The organism is Kitasatospora sp. NPDC085464 (genome assembly GCF_044541955.1).
GTDB lineage: Bacteria > Actinomycetota > Actinomycetes > Streptomycetales > Streptomycetaceae > Kitasatospora.
Genome location: NZ_JBITTM010000006.1, coordinates 112,345 through 129,939, shown reverse-complemented (window position 1 = coordinate 129,939; position 17,595 = coordinate 112,345). Strand labels below are relative to the sequence as shown.

Genomic DNA, 17,595 nt, shown 5'->3' with positions numbered 1-17,595 from the left:
CCGCCTCGGCCGGGAAGTCCCCTTAGCAGAAACGGAGATCACACGTCCATTGGTCTAGGCCATTGTTTCCGGGTGGGAGTTCACCCTAGGGTGTCGCAGCAGCACCGCCCTCCGCAGGTGCCGAGCACCGCCTTCCCGGGTGCCGTGGCAGCCCATCCCCGTACGGGAGTTCCGGTTGATCGAGACCACGGGACTGCGCAAGTCCTACCGCAAGAAGACCTCCCGCCGCAGCGGCGACAGCCGGAGCGTCGACGCCGTGCGCGGCATCGACCTGGCCGTCGCCGCCGGCGAGATCTACGGCTTCCTCGGCCCCAACGGCGCCGGGAAGACCACCACCCTGCGCATGCTGGCCACCCTCATCCGCCCCGACGACGGCCGCGCCGTCATCGCCGGGGCCGACCTCTTCACCGACCCGGCCGGGGTCCGCCGCCGGATCGGCTACGTCGCCCAGGGCGGCGGCACCACCGACAACGTCAGCGCCCGCGAGGAGCTGGTGCTGCAGGGCCGGATGTACGGCGCGGCCAAGGCCCAGGCCGTCCGGGCCGCCGAGGACGCGCTCAAGGCCTTCGACCTCGGCGAGTTCGGCGACCGGCCGTGCGCCACCTACTCCGGCGGCCAGCGCCGCCGGGTGGACATCGCCCTCGGGGTGATCCACCGCCCCCGGGTGCTGTTCCTGGACGAGCCGACCGTCGGGCTGGACCCGTCCGGCCGGGCGCACGTCTGGGAGGAGATCCGCCGGCTGCGCACCGAGGGCATGACCGTCGTGGTGACCACCCACTACCTGGACGAGGCCGACGCGCTCTGCGACCGGGTCGCCATCGTCGACCACGGCCGGGTGGTGGCCGAGGGCACGCCGGAAGCGCTCAAGCGGGAGATCTCCGGTGACGTCGTCCTGCTCGGCCTGGCCGCCGGGGAGGGCGCCGTCGAGCGGGCGGCCGAGGTGCTGCGCCCGCAGCCGTACCTGCACAGGCTGGAGCCGGACGGGGACCGGGGGCTGCGGCTGTACCTGGAGGACGGCGCCGCGGCCGTCCCCCGGCTGCTGCGCGCCCTGGACGCGGCCGGCGTGACGCCCGGCACCGTCCAGCTCCAACGGCCCAGCCTGGACGACGTGTTCCTGGCCCGCACCGGACGCTCGCTGCGCCAGGCCGGCCCTGCGGCCGACACCCCATGACCCGCCGCCACCCTGCCCCGTCCGACCCCCTGGGGAGACCGTGAAGCTCGCCCGCGACACCTGGCTGGTCTTCCAGCGCCAGCTGCTGCTGATGATCCGCACCCCGGTCTGGATCGCCGTCGGCATCATCCAGCCCCTGTTCTACCTCCTGCTGTTCGCCCCCCTGCTGAAGAAGGTGCTCGCCCCCGAGGGCGCGAACAGCTACGCCGACGCCTACCAGGTGTACGTGCCGGGCCTGTTGGCGGTGCTGTGCATCTTCGGCGGGCTGTTCACCGGCTTCAGCCTGCTCGGCGAACTCAAGGCCGGGATCATCGAACGCTCCCGGGTGACCCCGGTGAGCCGGCTCGCGCTGCTGCTCGGACGGGCGCTGCGGGAGATGGTGGCGCTGCTCGTGCAGGCCGTCCTGATCACGCTGATCGCGCTGCCGTTCGGCCTGCGGGTGAGCCCGCTGAACCTGCTGCTCGCCTACCTGCTGCTGGGGCTGCTGGCGCTGATGACCTCGGCGATCTCCTTCGGCATCGCCCTGATGGTCCCGGCCGATGCGGCGATGGCGCCGGTGGTCAACACCATCGCGCAGCCGATCGCGCTGCTGTCCGGGGTGCTGCTGCCGCTCACCCTGGCGCCGCAGTGGCTGCAGCAGCTCGCCCGGTGGAACCCCTTCTACTGGGCGGTGGAGGGCATGCGCGCGCTGTTCTCGGGGCACGCCGGGGACGCCGCGGTCTGGCAGGGGCTGCTGGTGGTCGTGGTGATGACCGCCCTGGCGGTGTACTGGTCGGCCCGGCTGTTCTCCACCCGGGTGCGCTGAACCCGGGCGCGCCGGGCCGGGCCGCGCTGAGCCCGGCCCGGAGACGGCAGAGGAAGGGGCCCGGCTCGCCATGAGCCGGGCCCCGTGGGCGTGCGTGCGCTCAGGAGGCGTGCACGCCCATGCCGCGCACCCGCTCAGGAGCCGATGAACGCCGCCAACTTCGCCACACCGTCGATGATCTGAGCCTGCGTCAGTGAACTGACGGAGAGCCGAAGACGGTGCTCGCCGCCGCCGGCCGGGTAGAACGGCGCCATCGGTGTCCACAGCACCCCGTGGTCGCGGGCGCAGCGCTCCATCGCCGCGTCGTCGGCGGTGAAGGGCACGGTCAGCACGGCGAAGAAGCCGCCGTCCGGCCGGTTCCAGGAGACGCCCAGGCGGCGCCGCTCGGAGGCCGGGAAGTGCCGGTCCAGCTCCCGCAGCAGGGTGTCCAGGCCGGCCGCGTAGTGCGCCGTGGCGCGGGCGTTGGCGGCGCGCAGACGGCAGTCGTGGGCCAGCAGCATTCCGCCGATGACGCCCTGGCTGAGCGCGGGCGTGTTGACCGTCGTCATGCTCTTCAGCTTGGCCAGCTCGTCGGCGAGCAGACCGCTGCGCCCGCCGGGGCCGACCACCTCCTGGTCGGCGACCACGTAGCCGAGCCGGGCGCCGGGGAAGCAGGTCTTGGCGAAGGACCCCAGGTGGACGACCTGGCCGCGGCGGTCCAGCGCCTTGAGCGTGGGCCGCAGGCCCGGGGTGCGGGCGAAGAAGCCGTACGGGTTGTCCTCGATGACCAGGACGTCCTCCTCGGCGGCCGTCTCCAGCAGCCGGGTGCGGGCGTCGACCGGCATGCTGGTGCCGGAGGGGTTGGCGAAGTCCGGGACGACGTAGAGGGCGCGCGGGCGGCGTCCCTCGGCGCGGACGGCCCTCGCGGCTGCGAGCACGGCCTGCGGGTCGGGCCCGCCGTCCGGGCCCTCGGGGACCGGCCGGGTGGTCAGGTCGAGCAGCCGCGCGGCACCGGTGACGCCGACGTAGCAGGGCGAGCTGACCAGCAGGACGTCGTCCGGGCCGGCGCAGAGCGCGCGCAGGGTGAGCAGCATGCCCTCCTGGGCGCCGACGGTGAGCACCAGGGACGCGGGGTCGACGGTCAGGCCCTCGTCGTTGGCGAGGGTGCGGGCCACCAGGTCGGCGATGATGCCCTTGGTGGGGCCGTACTGGAACAGCGTGCTGCGCACGGCGTCCCGGTCGAGCCCGCGCTCCGCGAGGTGGGCGAGGAAGCGCTCAAGGTGGGCCGGGACGTCCTCGGGCTCGAAGAAGCCCTCGTAGGGGCGGCCGGGGGCGAAGGAGACGGCCCCGGGGTAGCGGGTGGTGACCTCGTTGAGGAAGGTCATCGCGTCCAGCAGCGGGTCCGCGAGGGAGGCGTGCAGGTCTTCCAGCCGGAGCCTCACCGCAGGGCCTCCCGCAGCCGGCCGGCGGCGTGCGCCTGGGCTTCGGCGGCGGCGTCCAGGGTGCCGGTCATGGCGAAGAAGCCGTGCGGCACGCCCTCGTAGCGGCGCAGTTCCACCGGGACCCCGGCGGCCCGCAGCGCCTCGGCGTACTGCTCGCCCTCGTCGCGCAGCGGGTCGTACTCGGCGGTGAGGACGGTCGCGGGCGGCAGGCCCGCCAGGGTGGCGGCGCGCAGCGGGGAGGCGTACGGGGAGGCGCCGTCGGCCGGGTCGGCCAGGTAGTGGCCCCAGTACCAGGCGACCGAGCGGCGGTTGAAGAACAGCGGGTCGTCGTGTGCGCGCAGCGAGGGGGTGTCGGCGCCGTGGTCGGTGTTGGGGTAGACGAGCAGTTGGTGGCGCAGGGCGGGGCCGCCCTCGGCGCGCAGCAGGAGGGTCAGGGCGGCGGTGAGGTTGCCGCCGGCGCTGTCGCCGCCGACCGCCAGGCGCTCGGGGTCGAGGCCGAACTCCTCGGCGCGTTCGACCAGGTGCCGGAGCGCGGCACGGCAGTCGTGCAGGGCCGCGGGGAAGGGGTGTTCGGGGGCGAGCCGGTAGCCGACGGACGCGGTGACGCAGCCGACGGCGTTGGTGAGGCGGCGGCAGACGGCGTCGCTGGTGTCGGGCGAGCCGAGGGTCCAGCCGCCGCCGAACAGGTAGAGCAGGGCGGGCAGTGGGCGGCCGGGCGGTTCGGGGCGGTACAGGCGCAGGGCGAGTTCGCCGCCGGGGCCCTCGATGCGGTGTTCCTCGACGGCGGCGACCGGTTCGGGGGTGCCGGCCGCGGCGCGGATGTCGGCGAGGTCGGCGACGCGGGCTTCGGCGAGGGTGAGGGTGTAGAGCGGCGGTGCGCCGCTGCTCGCGCGCCGGGCGCGCAGGGCCTCGGCCTGGGGGTGCAGGGGCATGGGTGGTCCCGTTCTGGAGCGGGGGGTCGGTGGTCGGCGGACGGTTCGGGGGTCGGCGGACAGCGGACGCTTCCGGGGTGGTCAGCGGTCGGCCTCGACGTAGATCGTCTCGTCGGTGCGGAACGCCGTGTCGAGGTCGGCGACGTCCGGCCGGGCGCCCTGCCGGTAGGCGCAGGGGCGGATCCGCTCGGGCGCGAAGCCGGCCAGGGCGAGGACGTGCCGCAGCTCGTCCAGGTCGTAGATCCACTGGTGGCCGTAGTGGCGGAAGATCTGGTTGACCAGGAAGGCCGGGCGGGCCGGCATCGGCGGGCCGAAGCCGAGGGTGGTCAGGCGTCGGCGGTGCTTGGCGAGGAAGCCGTCGCCGGTGGCGTAGCCGACCAGGTAGCGGGCGAGGTCGGGGGTGGTCAGGCGCAGGACGCCGCCCGGGCGTAGCACCCGGCGGGCCTCGCGCAGCCAGCCGACCGCGACGGGCATGGTGACGTGCTCGATGAGGTGCTCGGCGTACACCCAGTCGACGCTCGCGTCCGCGAAGGGCAGCGGCTCGGAGATGTCGAGCCGGAGGAACCAGCGGTCGCCGTCGACGCGGTACAGGGTGCCGGGCTCGGCGGTGGCCTGCGGGCCGCCTCCCGGCGAGGTGCACAGGGCGGCGAGGTCGGTTCCGAGGCCCTGCGGGTGGGCGGTCCGGAACGCGGCGAACTCGATTCCGGTGAGGCCGAGTTCGCGGAAGTCCGCGTGGTCGTGCGGCAGCCCGCCGGGGTGCGCTTCGAGCGTGTCGCAGGTGGCGACCTGCGCGCTGAAGGCGTCCAGGCGGGTGGCCAGGCCGTCGGGATCGTCCCAGTCCCAGCCGGGGAATCGGGCACTCTGATCGGTCATCCGGGTCTTCCTCTCGAAGGTACGTGGCGCGGGTGCCGCGCGGTTCAGCCCGGGGCGCAGGGCCAGGGGGCGAGGGTCGTGCGGTCCAGGTCGGCGAGCCGGGGGCGGCCCAACAGGGCCATGGTGTGCTCCAGTTCCTCGCGCAGCAGGCCGAGCACGCGGTGGACTCCGGCTTCGCCGTCGGTGGCGAGGCCCCAGAACGCGGGACGGCCGACCAGCACGGTGCGGGCGCCGAGGGCGAGGGCGACGGCGATGTCCGCGCCGGTGCGCACGCCGCCGTCGAGCAGCACAGGCAGGTCGGCGGGGACGGCGTCGACGACCTCGGGCAGGGCGGCCAGCGCCGGTACGGCTCCGTCGAGTTGGCGTCCGCCGTGATTGGAGACCAGGACGGCGTCGGCGCCGTGCTCGACGGCGAGCCGGGCGTCCTCGGCGGTGAGGATGCCCTTGAGGACCAGCGGCAGCCGGGTGCGTTCGCGCAGCCAGGCGAGGTCGCCCCAGCTCAGGGTGGGGTCGAACTGCTCGCGGGCGTGCTCGGCGATGCCCGAACTGCCCTTCGCGGCACGGTGGCTGGCCGTCATCAGGGCCGGGTCCAGGTTGACCGCGCGGACGGTGGGCGGGACGGCGAAGCCGTTGCGCAGGTCGCGCAGCCGGCGGCCGATCCGGGGGGCGTCCACGGTCAGCACCAGGGCGTGGTAGCCGGCGGCCTCGGCGCGTTCCACCAGGTCGGCGAGGACGGCGCGTTCGCGCAGCCAGTACAGCTGCAGCCAGAGCGGGCCGGTGGTGGCCCCGGCGATCTCCTCCAGGGTGCGGCTGGCGAACATCCCGGCGACCAGCAGGGCGCCGGCGCGGCCGGCGGCGCGTGCGGTGGCGGTCTCGCCCTCCGGATCGACCAGGCGGTGGTAGGCCATCGGGGCGATGCCGAGCGGGAGGGCGAGCGGTGCGCCGAGCAGGGTCAGCGCCGGGTCGCAGTCCGAGACGTCGACCAGGGTGCGCGGGCGCAGCGCATAGCGCCCGAACATCTCCCGGTTCGCCGCCAGGGTGCGTTCCGCCCCGCTGCCGCCTTCGATGAAATCCCAGATTTCCGGGGAAAGTTGTTCGCGCGCCGTGCGCTCGATCCCGGCCAGAGTGAGTACTCCCACGGGCGTTCCTCGTTCCCGGACGGCCACGCGCGGGCCGCTCCCGGTTCGGCAGCGTAGGAGCAACGGCCACATTGGTATAGACCTTGATTTGACCAAACGTCTGTGCCATGGTCTGGCAACGGAATTGACCGCTTTGGTTGTGAACGGCGTTCATGTCAAATCCCCTCTCTTGTGTGGAGCCGCGTTGACCGGCTTTTCCTCTCCACTTCCGCCTTCCGCGGCACCGCCGCACCCCGACGCACCGGACGACTGGGTCGACCGCCTGCTGCTGGCCGGCCCCGGCGGCGAGGAGTGCCTGCACCTCGGCGCGCCGCTCGACCGGGACGCCCTGCGCGCCCTGGTCGACGAGCAGTCCGTACGGCTGGCGACGGCCGGGCTGGGCCCCGGCGGGACGGCGGCGCTGCGGCTGCCGCCCTCGGTGGCGTTCGTCGCGGTGCTGCTGGCATGCTGGCGGCTCGGCGCCCAAGTCGCCCTGCTCGACCACCGGTTGACCGACCACGAGATCGACGCGGCGGTCGCGCGGCTGGCCCCGCAGGTGCTGGTAGGCTCCGCCCACCGGCCCGCGGCGGCACTGCGCGGCTTCTCCGAGGTGGAGCCGGTGGCCGTCCCGCTGCCGGACGGACGACTGGCCCGCACCGGGCACGCGTTGATCCAGCTCAGCTCCGGATCGACCGGCCCGGCCAAGGTCATCGCCCGGAGCGCCGGCGACCTGCTGCGCGAACTCGACTGCTACCGAAGGCTGGTGGAGTTCCCCGGCGAGGGCGAACGGGTCGTCCTGCTCTCCTCGGTCGTGCACGTTCTCGGCCTGGTCGGCGGGCTGCTCAACGGCCTGCACGCCCGTGCCGCACTCACCGTGCCGGAGCGGATGACGGCGGCGGGCATCCTCGCCGCAGTCGCCGGCTCCGACCGGCCGACCACCGTCATCGGAGTGCCGTTCCACGCCGAATTGCTGGCGGGGACGGTCGCTCCCCCGCCGCTGCCGCGGCTGCGACGGATGATCGTCGCGGGCGAACTGGTCCGCCCGGGCCTGCCCGCGCTGTTCACCGAGCGCTACGGCGTCCCGCTCGGCACCATGTACGGCATGACCGAGACCGGGGTCATCGCCACCGACCTCGACGGCACCCTCCACCCGGCCAAGCGCCCCGTCCACGGGATGCGACTGCGCCTGGTGGAGGGCGAGTTGCAGCTCTCCGCGGCGTCCTCCCCGTACCCCGGCCTGGACGATCCGACGCGCTGGTCGGACGGCTGGCTGCACACCCGGGACGCCGCCGGGCTGGACGGGAGCGACGGTCTGGTCACCGTGCTCGGCCGACTCGACTCCCAGGTGTCGATCGGCGGTCTGAAGGTCGACCTCACCGAGGTCGAGCAGACCCTCACCGCACTGCCCGGGGTACGCGAGGCCGTGGTCGTCTTCGACGACGGCGCGATCGAGGCCTACCTGGCCACCGAACCCGACGCCGACCTCGCCCTGCTCCACGCCGGACTGGAGCGCCGCCTCGCCGCCTACAAGCGGCCGCGCCGCCTCGCCCTGCTCCCCGTCCTCCCCCGCACCTCCACCGGAAAGCTGCTGCGCGACCCGGCCGCCCTGCGCGGCTCCGCCACGGCCGGCGCGGCCGCCGCGCGCTGACCCGGCGCCCCGCCGCGCACCTCCGCACGTACGCACCAGAACCCCGACAAGGAGCCACCACCATGCAGGACCGCATCCGCGCGTTCGTCCTGGCCGCCCTGACCGACATGCAGTACGACGTCTCCGAGGCCACCGGTGACACCGACCTCGGCCCGGCCGGGCTGGACCTCGAATCCCTCGCGCTGGCCGACCTCTCGGTGCAGGTCGAGGACGAGTTCGGGATCAAGTTCGACCTGGACGAGATGGAGACCACGGCGCTGATGACCCTGGACGAGTTCACCGCCGACGTCGCCCGGCGGATCGACGCCCTCGCCGCCACCTCCGGCAGCGCCGCGTGACCGGCACCCCGCGTCCGGACGACCTCCCGGAGCGGGCCGAGGTGCTCACGATGCTGGCGGCGTTCGGGCAGCGCGCCGCCGACACCGTGCCCGAGGAACTGGGATCACTCGAACTCACCTGGCTCGTCGCCGAGTTCGAGCAGCGCTACGGCCTGCAGCTGGACCTGGACGACGAGCGCTTCGGCGCGGTGCGGACGGTCGACGACGCGACCGCCCTGCTGCGCGACGCCGTTCTGACCGAACGCGCCGTCCTGAGCGAGCGCGCCGTCCTGGCCGAACGCGCCGGTCCGGCCGAGCCCACGGGCGCCCGGCCGTGAGCGGCGCCGCCACGGGCGCAGGACCTCCCGGGCCGCTGGGCCGGGCGGGGCCGGTGGTCACCGGTGTCGGCGTGCTCAGCGCCGCCGGGCGCGGGCTCGCCGCGCTCACCGAGGCCGCCGCGCACGGCAAGGCCACGTTCGGCCCGGTCACCCGCTTCGACGTGCGGGCCCGCCGGACCAAGCGGGCCGCGCTGCTGCCCGACGCCCTGCTGTCCGGTGCAGCACTGCCGAGCGCGCCGCCGACCAGCCCCCCTGCGCCCGGCTCCGGGCCGGCGCCCGCCTCGCCCGCCCCGGCCGTGGCGGTGCTCGACGCGATCGCCCAGGCCTGCCACCAGGCCGGCCCGGGCGCCACCGAGGGCACCGCACTGCCCGTCCTGCTCGCGCTGCACAGCGACGAGCGGACCCGCGCCACCGTCGACGCGGTGGCCGCCGGGCTCCGCGCCGGCCGGACGGCCGCGGGCGTCAGCCGGGTGTACACCGGCGCCTGCGTCGCCGCCGCGACCGCCGTCGCCGACGCCGCCGCGGCGGTGGCCACCGGACGGCACGAGCGGGTCCTGGTCGCGGCCGTCCACCTGGTCGAGCCGGGCGTGTTCGCCGTCTTCGACGCCGGGCGCGCACTGGCCCGCGACGGCGAGCTGCGCCCGTTCAGTGCCGGACGGACCGGCACCCTGCTGGGCGACGCGGCCGCGGCCGTCGTGGTCGAGGCCGCTGCGGCCGCCGAACGCCGCGGTGCGTCCGTGCTCGCCCGGCTGGCCGGCTGGGGCCGGGCCGGCGACGCCCACCACGTCTGCCGCCCCGAACCGGACGGCACCGGGGTGGCCCGAGCGATCGAGGCCGCGCTCGCCCGCGCGGGCGTCGCACCGGCCGAGGTCGGCTACGTCAACGCCAACGGCACCGGATCCCCCCTGGCGGACCTGGCCGAGGCCCGCGCCCTGCGGCGGGTGTTCGGCCCGCACACCGGGCACCTGCCGGTCAGCTCCAGCAAGTCCGTGCACGGGCACGCCCTGGAGGCCTCCGCCCTGCTCGAACTCGCCGTCCTCGTCGGCGCGTTGGGCGCCGGCAGACTTCCGGTCAACGCCGGCTGGCTCGGCCCCGACCCGGACGTCGGCCTGGACCTCGTCCTGGACGGCCCGCGCACCGCCCGCCCCGCCCACGCGCTCAGCCTCAACTCCGCCTTCGGCGGCGCCAACACCGCGCTGCTGCTGGCCCCGGGATGACACCGACACCACCATGACCACCGCTGCCGACCACACCCACGGCCTGCGGGTCCTCGCCGAGGCCCGCCGCCCCTCCCCCGGCCTGACCGGGCCACCGCCACCGCTGCCCGGCTTCGCGGCCTCCGGCTTCAACCCGCTGGTCGCCGACACCGCCGACCGCTGCCTGCGCGAGCACCACGGCCCGCCACCCGCCCCCGGGCGGACGGCCCTGCTGCTGGCCAGCGCGAGCGGCGACCTCGCCACCGCGCGGGCCATCGAGCAGAGCGCCGAACCCGGCCGACGGACCGGCCCGCTGCTGTTCTTCCAGTCCAACCCCAACGCCGTCCTCGGGCACATCGCCGCCCGCTGGGGCCTGACCGGCCCCGTCGTGGCGATCTGTCCGACCGCCGCCGAACCCGGCCGCGTCCCGGCGGAGGCGTACGAACTCGCCGCACTGCTGCTCGCCGACGGCGACGCCGACCGGGTGCTGGTCGTCGGCGCCGAGCAGACGCCCGACGGCGACCACGCCGCGGCCGTCCTGCTCGCGGGCCCGACGGCCTGAACCCGCCGAACACGCCCCGAACGTCCTGAACCCCCGCCCGCCTTGCACGACCCCGAACGCCCGGAACGAGCTGCACCCCCTGCACGCCCCGAGCAGTCCCGAGCGCCCCTGCCGCCCGCGCGCGGCCGACCGACGCTGCCATCCGATCAGCCGCCCGGGCCGTCCAGCGGCCCCGAGGGAGGGATCCACCCCCGTGACCATCCGCAGTCTCCGCACCCTGCTCGCGGACGACCCCGACGTCGGCGCCGGCAACGTCCTGACCGCCCGGATCGCGCTCGGGCAGGACGTCGACGAGCCGCTGCTCACCTTCGACACCCCGGTGGACGACCACCCGGCCTGGCAGCCGCTCACCCTGCGCGAGCTCGACCGGGCGGTCCGGGCCCGGGCCGCCGCCCTGCACGCGCTCGGCGTCACCCGGCGCGACCCGGTCGTGGTCTACGCGAGCGACGCCGCCGACCACGTGCTGGCCTTCCTCGCCCTGGCCCGGCTCGGCGCCGTCCCCGCCCTGCTCAACCCGAACCTGGACGGCGAGCGCGCCGCCCGCTACATCTCCCGCCTCGGCGCGACCGGCGTCCTCGCCGACCCGGCCCACCTCGCCCTACTGGCCGGCCACGAGCCCGGCGCTCCCCTGCTGCCCGAGATCGGCACCCTCGGCGCGGGCGACCCGGACGACGCCCCGGAGCCGTACCGACACTGGTCCGGCGATCCGGTGGCGATCACCCATTCCTCCGGCACGACCGGCCTGCCCAAGGCCGTCGTCCACTCGCATGCGAGCCTCTACGCGGCGATCCGCCACCGGCTGCGGCTGCCCCGCCCGCAGGGCCAGGACCGCATGCTCAGCGCCCTGCCCGCACCGCACGCCGCGACCCTGATCGCGCTCAACCTCGCGCTCAGCTCGCACACCCGGCTCGCCCTCCTGTCCCGGCAGTCCGGCGACGGCGTGCTGGAGGCGATCGAGCGGTGGCGGCCCACCGGGGTGGTCGGCTTCGCCGCCACCTGGGCCGACCTGGCCCGCCACGACCTCACCACCCGGGACCTCACCTCCGTCGCGCTCTGGTGGAACACCGGCGACTGCGCGCACGAGGTGCACATCCGCCGCCTGATCGCCACCGGCAGCCGGGAGACCGTCACCCGTGCGGGCCGCGCCCGCGTCCCCGGCTCGCAGTTCGTGGACGGCCTCGGCTCCACCGAGATGGGCCACTCGCACTTCTTCATCACCCACGGCCCCGGCACCGAGCGCTACGGCCGCTGCGTCGGCCGCCCGCACGCCTTCGTCGACTGCGCGGTGCTCGGCCCGGACGGCGAACCGCTAGGCCCCGGCGAGGTCGGCGAACTCGCCACCGCCTCACCGACCTTGGCGCTCGGCTACTGGAACGACTCGGCCACCACCTTCCGCACCCGGGTCCGCGGCCGCTTCCTCACCGGGGACCTGGTGTACCGGGACGAGGACGGCTACTACTACCACGTGGACCGGGCCGTCGACTCGGTCGAACTCGGCGACGGCGGAAGGCTGTTCACCGCCATGTCGGAGGAGCGGGTGCTGGCCGCCCACCCGGACGTGCTGGACTGCACAGTGGTGGCGTTCCGGGACGGCGAGCGGGTGGTCACCGACGTCCTGCTGCTCCTCGCCGAGGGCGCCGACCCGTCGATCGACCGCACCGGGGCCGTCCTCGCCGCCCTGGACGGGCCCACCGCCGCGACCGTCCGCCGGGTGTCGGTGGTCTCCGGCGACGACATCCCGCTCGGCCCGACCGGCAAGGTCCGCAAGGTCCTGCTGCGGCAGCGCCACCTCGCGGCGGTCGGCGCGTGACCGGCCGCGAGGGCGCCGTCGTCACCGGCATCGGCCTGGTCACCCCGCTCGGCCGCAAGCCCGCCGAGGTGTTCGAGGCGCTGACCGCCGGCCGCTCCGGCATCCGCGCCGTCCCCGAGGGCCACGCCGCGCACGGCTGGCTGCCCGCCGCCGGGATCGCCCCCGCCCTGGACGGCCGGGAGGTGCTGCCGCCCACCGAGACCCGCTGCGTGGACCGCTTCGTGCTGCTCGGGCTGGCCGCCGCGGACGACGCGCTCGCCGACGCGGGCCTGGTGGTCGGCCGGGACGCCGACCCGCACCGCACCGCCGTGGTGCTGGCGACGGGCGGCGGCGGGCTGGAGACCTTCGAGCAGCAGTCGCACCGCCGGCTGGAACGCGGCCGCCCCGGCGTCAGCCCGTACCTGCTGCCCGGCATGCTCTCCAACATGGCCGCCGCCCGGGTCGCCATCAAGCACGGCATCCGGGGGTACAGCTCCGCCGTGGTGACGGCCTGCGCGGCCGGCGCCCAGGCGATCGCCGAGGGCCTGCGGCTGATCCGGGCCGGCGACGCGGACGTGGTGGTGTGCGGCGGCACGGAATCCTCGCTGCACCCGACGATCGCCGCAGCCTTCACCAACGCCCGCGCACTGGCGCAGGGTTGGGACGAACCGGAGCAGGCGAGCCGGCCCTTCGACGCCCGGCGCAACGGCTTCGTGCTCGGCGAGGGCAGCGCGGTGCTCGTCCTGGAGAGCGCGGCGCACGCCCGGGCGCGCGGCGCCGGCGGCTACGCGGAGGTCATCGGCTGGGGCGCCTCCACCGACGCCCACCACCCGACCATGCCCCGGCCCGACGGCACCGGCGCCGCCGACGCGATGCGCGCCGCGCTCGCGAGCGCGGGCCTGGCCCCGGGCGACATCGACTACGTGAACGCCCACGGCACCGGCACCAAGCTCGGTGACGTGGCCGAGACCGCGGCCCTGCACGCCGTCTTCGGCGCGCACCGGCCCGCGGTCAGCTCCACCAAGGGCGCCACCGGCCACCTCCTGGGCGCCGCAGGCGCGTTGGAGGCGGCGGTGACCGCCCTGGCGGTGGCGAGGGGGACGCTGCCGCCCACACTCAACCTGACCGCCCCCGACCCGGCCTGCGACCTCGACCACGTCCGGGGCAGCGCCCGGTCCGCCCCGGTGCGCGCCGCGCTGAGCAACGCCTTCGCCTTCGGCGGCCACAACCTCAGCCTCGTCCTCGGCCCCGCCCGGGCCGGGGCCGCCGGATAGCGCGCCGGCCCACCGATCCACCACCTGCCATCCCTCCGGGGGGAGATCCCGATGTCCGTCCAGACCATCACCCACGCCGAGTTCCACTGCGCCGACGCCGACAAGACCGCGGCCGGGCTCTGCGCCGACTACGGCTTCACCGCCGACGCCCCGGCCACCGCGCCGGACGGCACCCGCACCGTCGAACTGCGCCAGGGCACCATCCGGCTGCACCTGGCCTCCGCCGCCGACCCCGAGCACCCGGTCGCCGACTTCGTCGCCCGGCACGGGGACGGCGTCGCCGTCCTCGCCCTGGGCTGCACCGACCCGCAGGCCGCACTGGAACGCGCCGAACGGCACGGTGCCCGCGTCCTGGACCGCGCCGGCGCGCTGATCGCCGGCTTCGGCGACACCGCGCTGCGCCTCGTCCCGCTGCCCACCGACGGGCCCGCCCCCGAGCCGAGCCTGCTGGAGGCGCTCGACCACGTCGCGATCTGCCTCCCGGCCGGCGAACTCGCCCCCGCCGTACGGTTCTGCGAGGCCGCGCTCGGATTCCACACGATCTTCGAGGAGCACATCGAGGTCGGCGAGCAGGCCATGGACTCCAAGGTGGTGCAGAGCCCCTCCGGCGCGGTCACCTTCACCCTGATCGAACCCGACACCGGCCGCCGACCCGGCCAGATCGACGAGTTCCTGGCCGCCCACGGCGGCGCCGGCGTGCAGCACCTCGCCTTCAGCACCCACGACATCACCACCGCCGTCCGGACCGTCCGCGCGCGCGGCGTGGAGTTCCTGACCACCCCGGGCGCCTACTTCGACGTCCTGGCCGAGCGCTTCGGCGAGACGGCCATCCCGGTGGAGACCCTGCGCGACCTGCACGTCCTGGTCGACCAGGACCACGGCGGCCAGCTGTTCCAGATCTTCGCCCGCTCGACCCACCCCCGGCGCACCTACTTCCTCGAACTGATCGAGCGCCAGGGCGCCGGCACCTTCGGCACCGCGAACATCAAGGCCCTGTACGAGGCCATCAAGCGGCACAGCTCCGCCGCCTCCGCCTGACCACCCCGCACCCCCGAAGGAGGCCCGACCATGACCACGACCGCCGAGTTCCGGCTCACCGAGGCCGAGCGCGCGCTGCTGCCCACCCCCGACGAGGTCGCCCACTACCGCGAGCACGGCTGGTACCTGTCCCGCCGGCTGTTCGGCGACGAGGAGCTGGACACCCTGCAGGCCGCCACCGAGCTGTACTACGCCGGCCACCGCGACCGCGAACTGCCCGTCCGTCCGCCCAGGTTGGCGTCCTGGCAGCCCTCGGACGGTCCCGTCCAGCGGCACAACGACTACGTCCACTACGAGAGCGATGCGATCGGCGCCGTCCTGCGCAAGCCGCTGGTCGGCGCGGTGGCCGCGCTGCTCGCCGGCACGGAGGAGATCCGGATCTTCCAGGCCACCCTGATCTACAAGCCGCCGGTGCCCGGGGAGCCCAGCAACCGGGTGCCGTGGCACTTCGACAAGCACTACTGGCAGACCTGCACCTCGCAGGAGATGCTCACCGCCTTCATCCCCTTCCACGACTGTCACGAGGAGAACGGCACCATCACCATGGTCGACGGCAGCCACCGCTGGCGGGAGCTGCCCTCCGGCGAGGACTCCACCCGGCACTTCGCCGACCGCGACCGCTCCGAACTGGACGGCATCCTGGCCGCCAACGCCGCCCACAACGGGCAGCAGGTGACCAAGGTCCCGATGCCGATCCCGCGCGGCCACATGTCCTTCCACCACTGCCGCACCTACCACGGCAGCGGCCCCAACCTGGCCTCCTACCCGCGCCGCGCCGTCTCGCTGCACCTGCAGGACGCCGCCAACGAGTACCACCGGCACGACCGGGCGGACGGCAGCCCCGTGGTGTACAACCACGACGTCCTGGTGCGCCGCACCGCCGACGGCCGGCCGGACTACGCCGACCCGCGGTTCTGCCCGGCGGTCTGGCGGGGACGGCCGTGACGGCTCCCCCGGACACGGCCACACCGGCCGCAGCCCTTCCCGCGGAGGCGGTGCGCGCGCCGGGCGCCCCCGCCCCGCTCGGCACGCCCGCCGAGCGCTACCGGATGCTGCGGCTGATCCGCGGCTTCGAGGAGCTGGCGCTCGGCCTGGTGAAGTCCGGCGCGATCCCCGGCGGCATTCACCCGTACATCGGGCAGGAGGCCGTCGCGGTCGGTGTCTGCTCGGCGCTGGGCCCGGCCGACCGGCTCACCAGCACCCACCGCGGCCACGGCCATGTGCTCGCCCGGGGCGCCGCACCGCACCGGCTGCTCGCCGAACTCCTCGGCCGCGTCGACGGGTTGAACGGCGGCCGGGGCGGCTCCATGCACGCCGCCGACCTCTCCCTGGGCATCCTCGGAGCCAACGGCATCGTCGGCGCCGGCGCCCCGATCGCGGTCGGCGCCGCCTGGGCGGCCCGCCAGGAGCAGGCCGGTCGGCAGATGCAGGCCGCCCCGACGCCACAAGCCGACCCGCAGGCGCGGACCGGCCAGGAGCCGCCCGGGCGAACCCCGGTGGCAGTGGCCTTCTTCGGCGACGGCGCACTCAACCAGGGCGTGCTGCTGGAATCGCTCAACCTCGCCGCGATGTGGCGCCTGCCGGTGCTGTTCGTCTGCGAGAACAACGGCTACGCCACCACCCTGCCCGCCGCCACCGCCGTCGCGGGCAGCGCCACCGGCCGGGCGGCCGCCTTCGGCATCCCCGCCGAGGAGGTGGACGGCATGGACACCGAGGCCGTCCGCGCAGCCGCCCTGCGCGCCGTCGAGCGGGCGCGCGACGGCGGCGGCCCCGGCTTCCTGGAGTGCCGCACCTACCGCTACGAGGGCCACCACACCATGGAACGCCGGATGAAACTGCGCTACCGCACCCCCGAGGAGGTCGAGGCCTGGCGCGGGCGCGACCCGCTCCCCCGGGCCGCCGCCCTGGTCGACCCCGAGGCGCTCGCCGGGCTGGACCGATCGGTGGCCGAACAGCTCACCTCCGCCGAGGAGTTCGCGCTCGCCTCCGAGCACCCGGACCCGGCGGGCGCATCGGACCACCTGTACGCGGACGGGCTGCGGGCCCGGGCGGGAGCGACACCGTGACCAGGCTCTCGTACACCAAGGCGCTCAACCGGGCGCTGGCCGACGAACTCGCCGCCGACCCCGCGGTCTGCGTCTTCGGCGAGGACATCGGCGCCGGCCTGGCCGGGCCCACGCTCGGCCTGCTGGACCGCTTCGGCCCGGACCGGATCGTCGACACCCCGCTGTCCGAACAGGCCTTCACCGCGATGGCGGTCGGCGCCGCGCTGGCCGGCCGACGCCCGGTGCTGGAGTTCCAGATCCCCTCGCTGCTGTTCCTGGTCTTCGAGCAACTCGTCAACCAGGCGCACAAGTTCTCCCTGATGACCGGCGGCCAGGCGGCCGTGCCGCTGACCTGCCTGGTCCCCGGGTCCGGCTCCAGGGACGGCTGGGCCGGACAGCACTCCGACCACCCGTACAGCCTGTTCGCGCACGCCGGCCTGAAGACCGTGGTGCCCGCCACCCCGACGGACGCCTACGGGCTGCTGCGCTCGGCGATCCGGGATCCGGACCCGGTCGTGGTGTTCGCGCCCGCCGCCGCCCTGCCGGTGCGCGAGACCGTCACCCGGGAGCTCGCCCCGGTGCCGCTCGGCCGGGCCCGGATCCACCGCCCGGGCACCGACGTCACCGTGGTCGCCCTCGGGCACCTGGTGCACGACGCGCTCGCCGTGGCCGAGGAGGTCGCGCCGGACGTCTCGGTGGAGGTGTTCGACCCGCGCACCGTCCACCCCTTCGACTGGCAGGCACTGGCCGACTCGCTGCAGCGCACCGGCCGACTGGTGGTGATCGACGACTCCAACCGCAGCTGCGGCTTCGGCGCGGAGGTGCTGGCCACCGCCGCCGAGGAACTGCGCCTGATCGCCCCGCCGCGCCGGATCACCCGGCCCGACGGCGCCGTCCTGCCCTTCGCCCCGGCCCTCGACCGGGCCGTGCAGCCGAGCCGCGACCAGCTGCGGCACGCGCTGTACGCCGTCATGAAGCACCCCTGACCGGCCCCCGCCCCCGCAAGCCAGTGCCGCGACACCCCCGTGCCCGGCACACCCCGCGGCACCCCTGCAGCACCACGCGGGA

Annotated in this window: 17 protein-coding genes; 13 read left to right on the top strand and 4 right to left on the bottom strand. The window is 75.3% G+C overall.

Features of this window, described 5'->3' with window-relative positions:
• Positions 1-175 precede the first annotated feature (175 nt).
• Both ACIGG8_RS07485 and ACIGG8_RS07480 read left to right on the top strand, forming a co-directional pair.
• The gene (locus ACIGG8_RS07485; protein WP_396546284.1) at positions 176-1,171 is read left to right on the top strand and encodes an ATP-binding cassette domain-containing protein; all 996 of its coding nucleotides are present in this window, start codon (positions 176-178) and stop codon (positions 1,169-1,171) included.
• Between the two features lie 40 nt (positions 1,172-1,211).
• Positions 1,212-1,976 carry an ABC transporter permease gene (locus tag ACIGG8_RS07480; protein WP_350520881.1) on the top strand — a complete coding sequence of 255 codons (765 nt, stop codon included), beginning with the start codon at positions 1,212-1,214 and terminating at the stop codon, positions 1,974-1,976.
• A 134-nt stretch (positions 1,977-2,110) separates the two neighbouring features.
• Here ACIGG8_RS07480 and ACIGG8_RS07475 read toward each other — a convergent pair whose 3' ends face one another.
• The 4 genes from ACIGG8_RS07475 to ACIGG8_RS07460 form a co-directional block, all read right to left on the bottom strand.
• Positions 2,111-3,397, bottom strand: a complete 1,287-nt coding sequence (locus ACIGG8_RS07475) for a PLP-dependent aminotransferase family protein (RefSeq protein ID WP_396546283.1) — start codon at positions 3,395-3,397, stop codon at positions 2,111-2,113.
• Positions 3,394-4,329 carry an alpha/beta hydrolase gene (locus ACIGG8_RS07470; protein WP_396546282.1) on the bottom strand — a complete coding sequence of 312 codons (936 nt, stop codon included), beginning with the start codon at positions 4,327-4,329 and terminating at the stop codon, positions 3,394-3,396. The genes ACIGG8_RS07475 and ACIGG8_RS07470 overlap by 4 nt, the downstream gene beginning before the upstream one ends.
• An 81-nt stretch (positions 4,330-4,410) precedes the next feature.
• A complete protein-coding gene (locus ACIGG8_RS07465) occupies positions 4,411-5,202 on the bottom strand; it encodes a class I SAM-dependent methyltransferase (RefSeq protein ID WP_396546281.1) in 792 nt (263 codons plus the stop codon).
• 44 nt (positions 5,203-5,246) lie between these two features.
• Positions 5,247-6,341, bottom strand: coding sequence for an alpha-hydroxy acid oxidase (locus ACIGG8_RS07460; RefSeq protein WP_396546280.1), 1,095 nt, complete (start codon positions 6,339-6,341; stop codon positions 5,247-5,249).
• Positions 6,342-6,525: 184 nt separating this feature from the next.
• Between ACIGG8_RS07460 and ACIGG8_RS07455 the strand changes: the two genes are divergently transcribed.
• From ACIGG8_RS07455 to ACIGG8_RS07405, 11 genes are all read left to right on the top strand, one after another.
• The gene (locus ACIGG8_RS07455) at positions 6,526-7,968 is read left to right on the top strand and encodes a class I adenylate-forming enzyme family protein (RefSeq protein ID WP_396546279.1); all 1,443 of its coding nucleotides are present in this window, start codon (positions 6,526-6,528) and stop codon (positions 7,966-7,968) included.
• Positions 7,969-8,030: 62 nt separating this feature from the next.
• Positions 8,031-8,306, top strand: a complete 276-nt coding sequence (locus ACIGG8_RS07450; RefSeq protein ID WP_350520887.1) for a phosphopantetheine-binding protein — start codon at positions 8,031-8,033, stop codon at positions 8,304-8,306.
• On the top strand, positions 8,303-8,623 hold the full coding sequence (locus ACIGG8_RS07445; RefSeq protein WP_396546278.1) for an acyl carrier protein: 321 nt from the start codon (positions 8,303-8,305) through the stop codon (positions 8,621-8,623). The genes ACIGG8_RS07450 and ACIGG8_RS07445 overlap by 4 nt, the downstream gene beginning before the upstream one ends.
• Positions 8,620-9,840, top strand: a complete 1,221-nt coding sequence (locus ACIGG8_RS07440) for a beta-ketoacyl synthase N-terminal-like domain-containing protein (RefSeq protein ID WP_396546277.1) — start codon at positions 8,620-8,622, stop codon at positions 9,838-9,840. The genes ACIGG8_RS07445 and ACIGG8_RS07440 overlap by 4 nt, the downstream gene beginning before the upstream one ends.
• 13 nt (positions 9,841-9,853) lie before the next feature.
• Positions 9,854-10,381 (top strand): beta-ketoacyl synthase N-terminal-like domain-containing protein, encoded by a 528-nt coding sequence (locus ACIGG8_RS07435; protein WP_396546276.1) that lies wholly within the window; start codon positions 9,854-9,856, stop codon positions 10,379-10,381.
• Between the two features lie 193 nt (positions 10,382-10,574).
• Positions 10,575-12,191 carry a class I adenylate-forming enzyme family protein gene (locus ACIGG8_RS07430; protein ID WP_396546275.1) on the top strand — a complete coding sequence of 539 codons (1,617 nt, stop codon included), beginning with the start codon at positions 10,575-10,577 and terminating at the stop codon, positions 12,189-12,191.
• Positions 12,188-13,444, top strand: a complete 1,257-nt coding sequence (locus tag ACIGG8_RS07425) for a beta-ketoacyl-[acyl-carrier-protein] synthase family protein (RefSeq protein WP_396546274.1) — start codon at positions 12,188-12,190, stop codon at positions 13,442-13,444. The genes ACIGG8_RS07430 and ACIGG8_RS07425 overlap by 4 nt, the downstream gene beginning before the upstream one ends.
• A gap of 51 nt (positions 13,445-13,495) precedes the next feature.
• A complete protein-coding gene (gene hppD, locus ACIGG8_RS07420) occupies positions 13,496-14,482 on the top strand; it encodes a 4-hydroxyphenylpyruvate dioxygenase (protein WP_396546273.1) in 987 nt (328 codons plus the stop codon).
• Between the two features lie 30 nt (positions 14,483-14,512).
• Positions 14,513-15,427 carry a phytanoyl-CoA dioxygenase family protein gene (locus ACIGG8_RS07415; protein ID WP_396546272.1) on the top strand — a complete coding sequence of 305 codons (915 nt, stop codon included), beginning with the start codon at positions 14,513-14,515 and terminating at the stop codon, positions 15,425-15,427.
• Positions 15,424-16,548 carry a thiamine pyrophosphate-dependent dehydrogenase E1 component subunit alpha gene (locus tag ACIGG8_RS07410; protein WP_396546271.1) on the top strand — a complete coding sequence of 375 codons (1,125 nt, stop codon included), beginning with the start codon at positions 15,424-15,426 and terminating at the stop codon, positions 16,546-16,548. The genes ACIGG8_RS07415 and ACIGG8_RS07410 overlap by 4 nt, the downstream gene beginning before the upstream one ends.
• Positions 16,545-17,513 carry a transketolase C-terminal domain-containing protein gene (locus ACIGG8_RS07405; protein ID WP_350520895.1) on the top strand — a complete coding sequence of 323 codons (969 nt, stop codon included), beginning with the start codon at positions 16,545-16,547 and terminating at the stop codon, positions 17,511-17,513. The genes ACIGG8_RS07410 and ACIGG8_RS07405 overlap by 4 nt, the downstream gene beginning before the upstream one ends.
• Positions 17,514-17,595 lie beyond the last annotated feature (82 nt).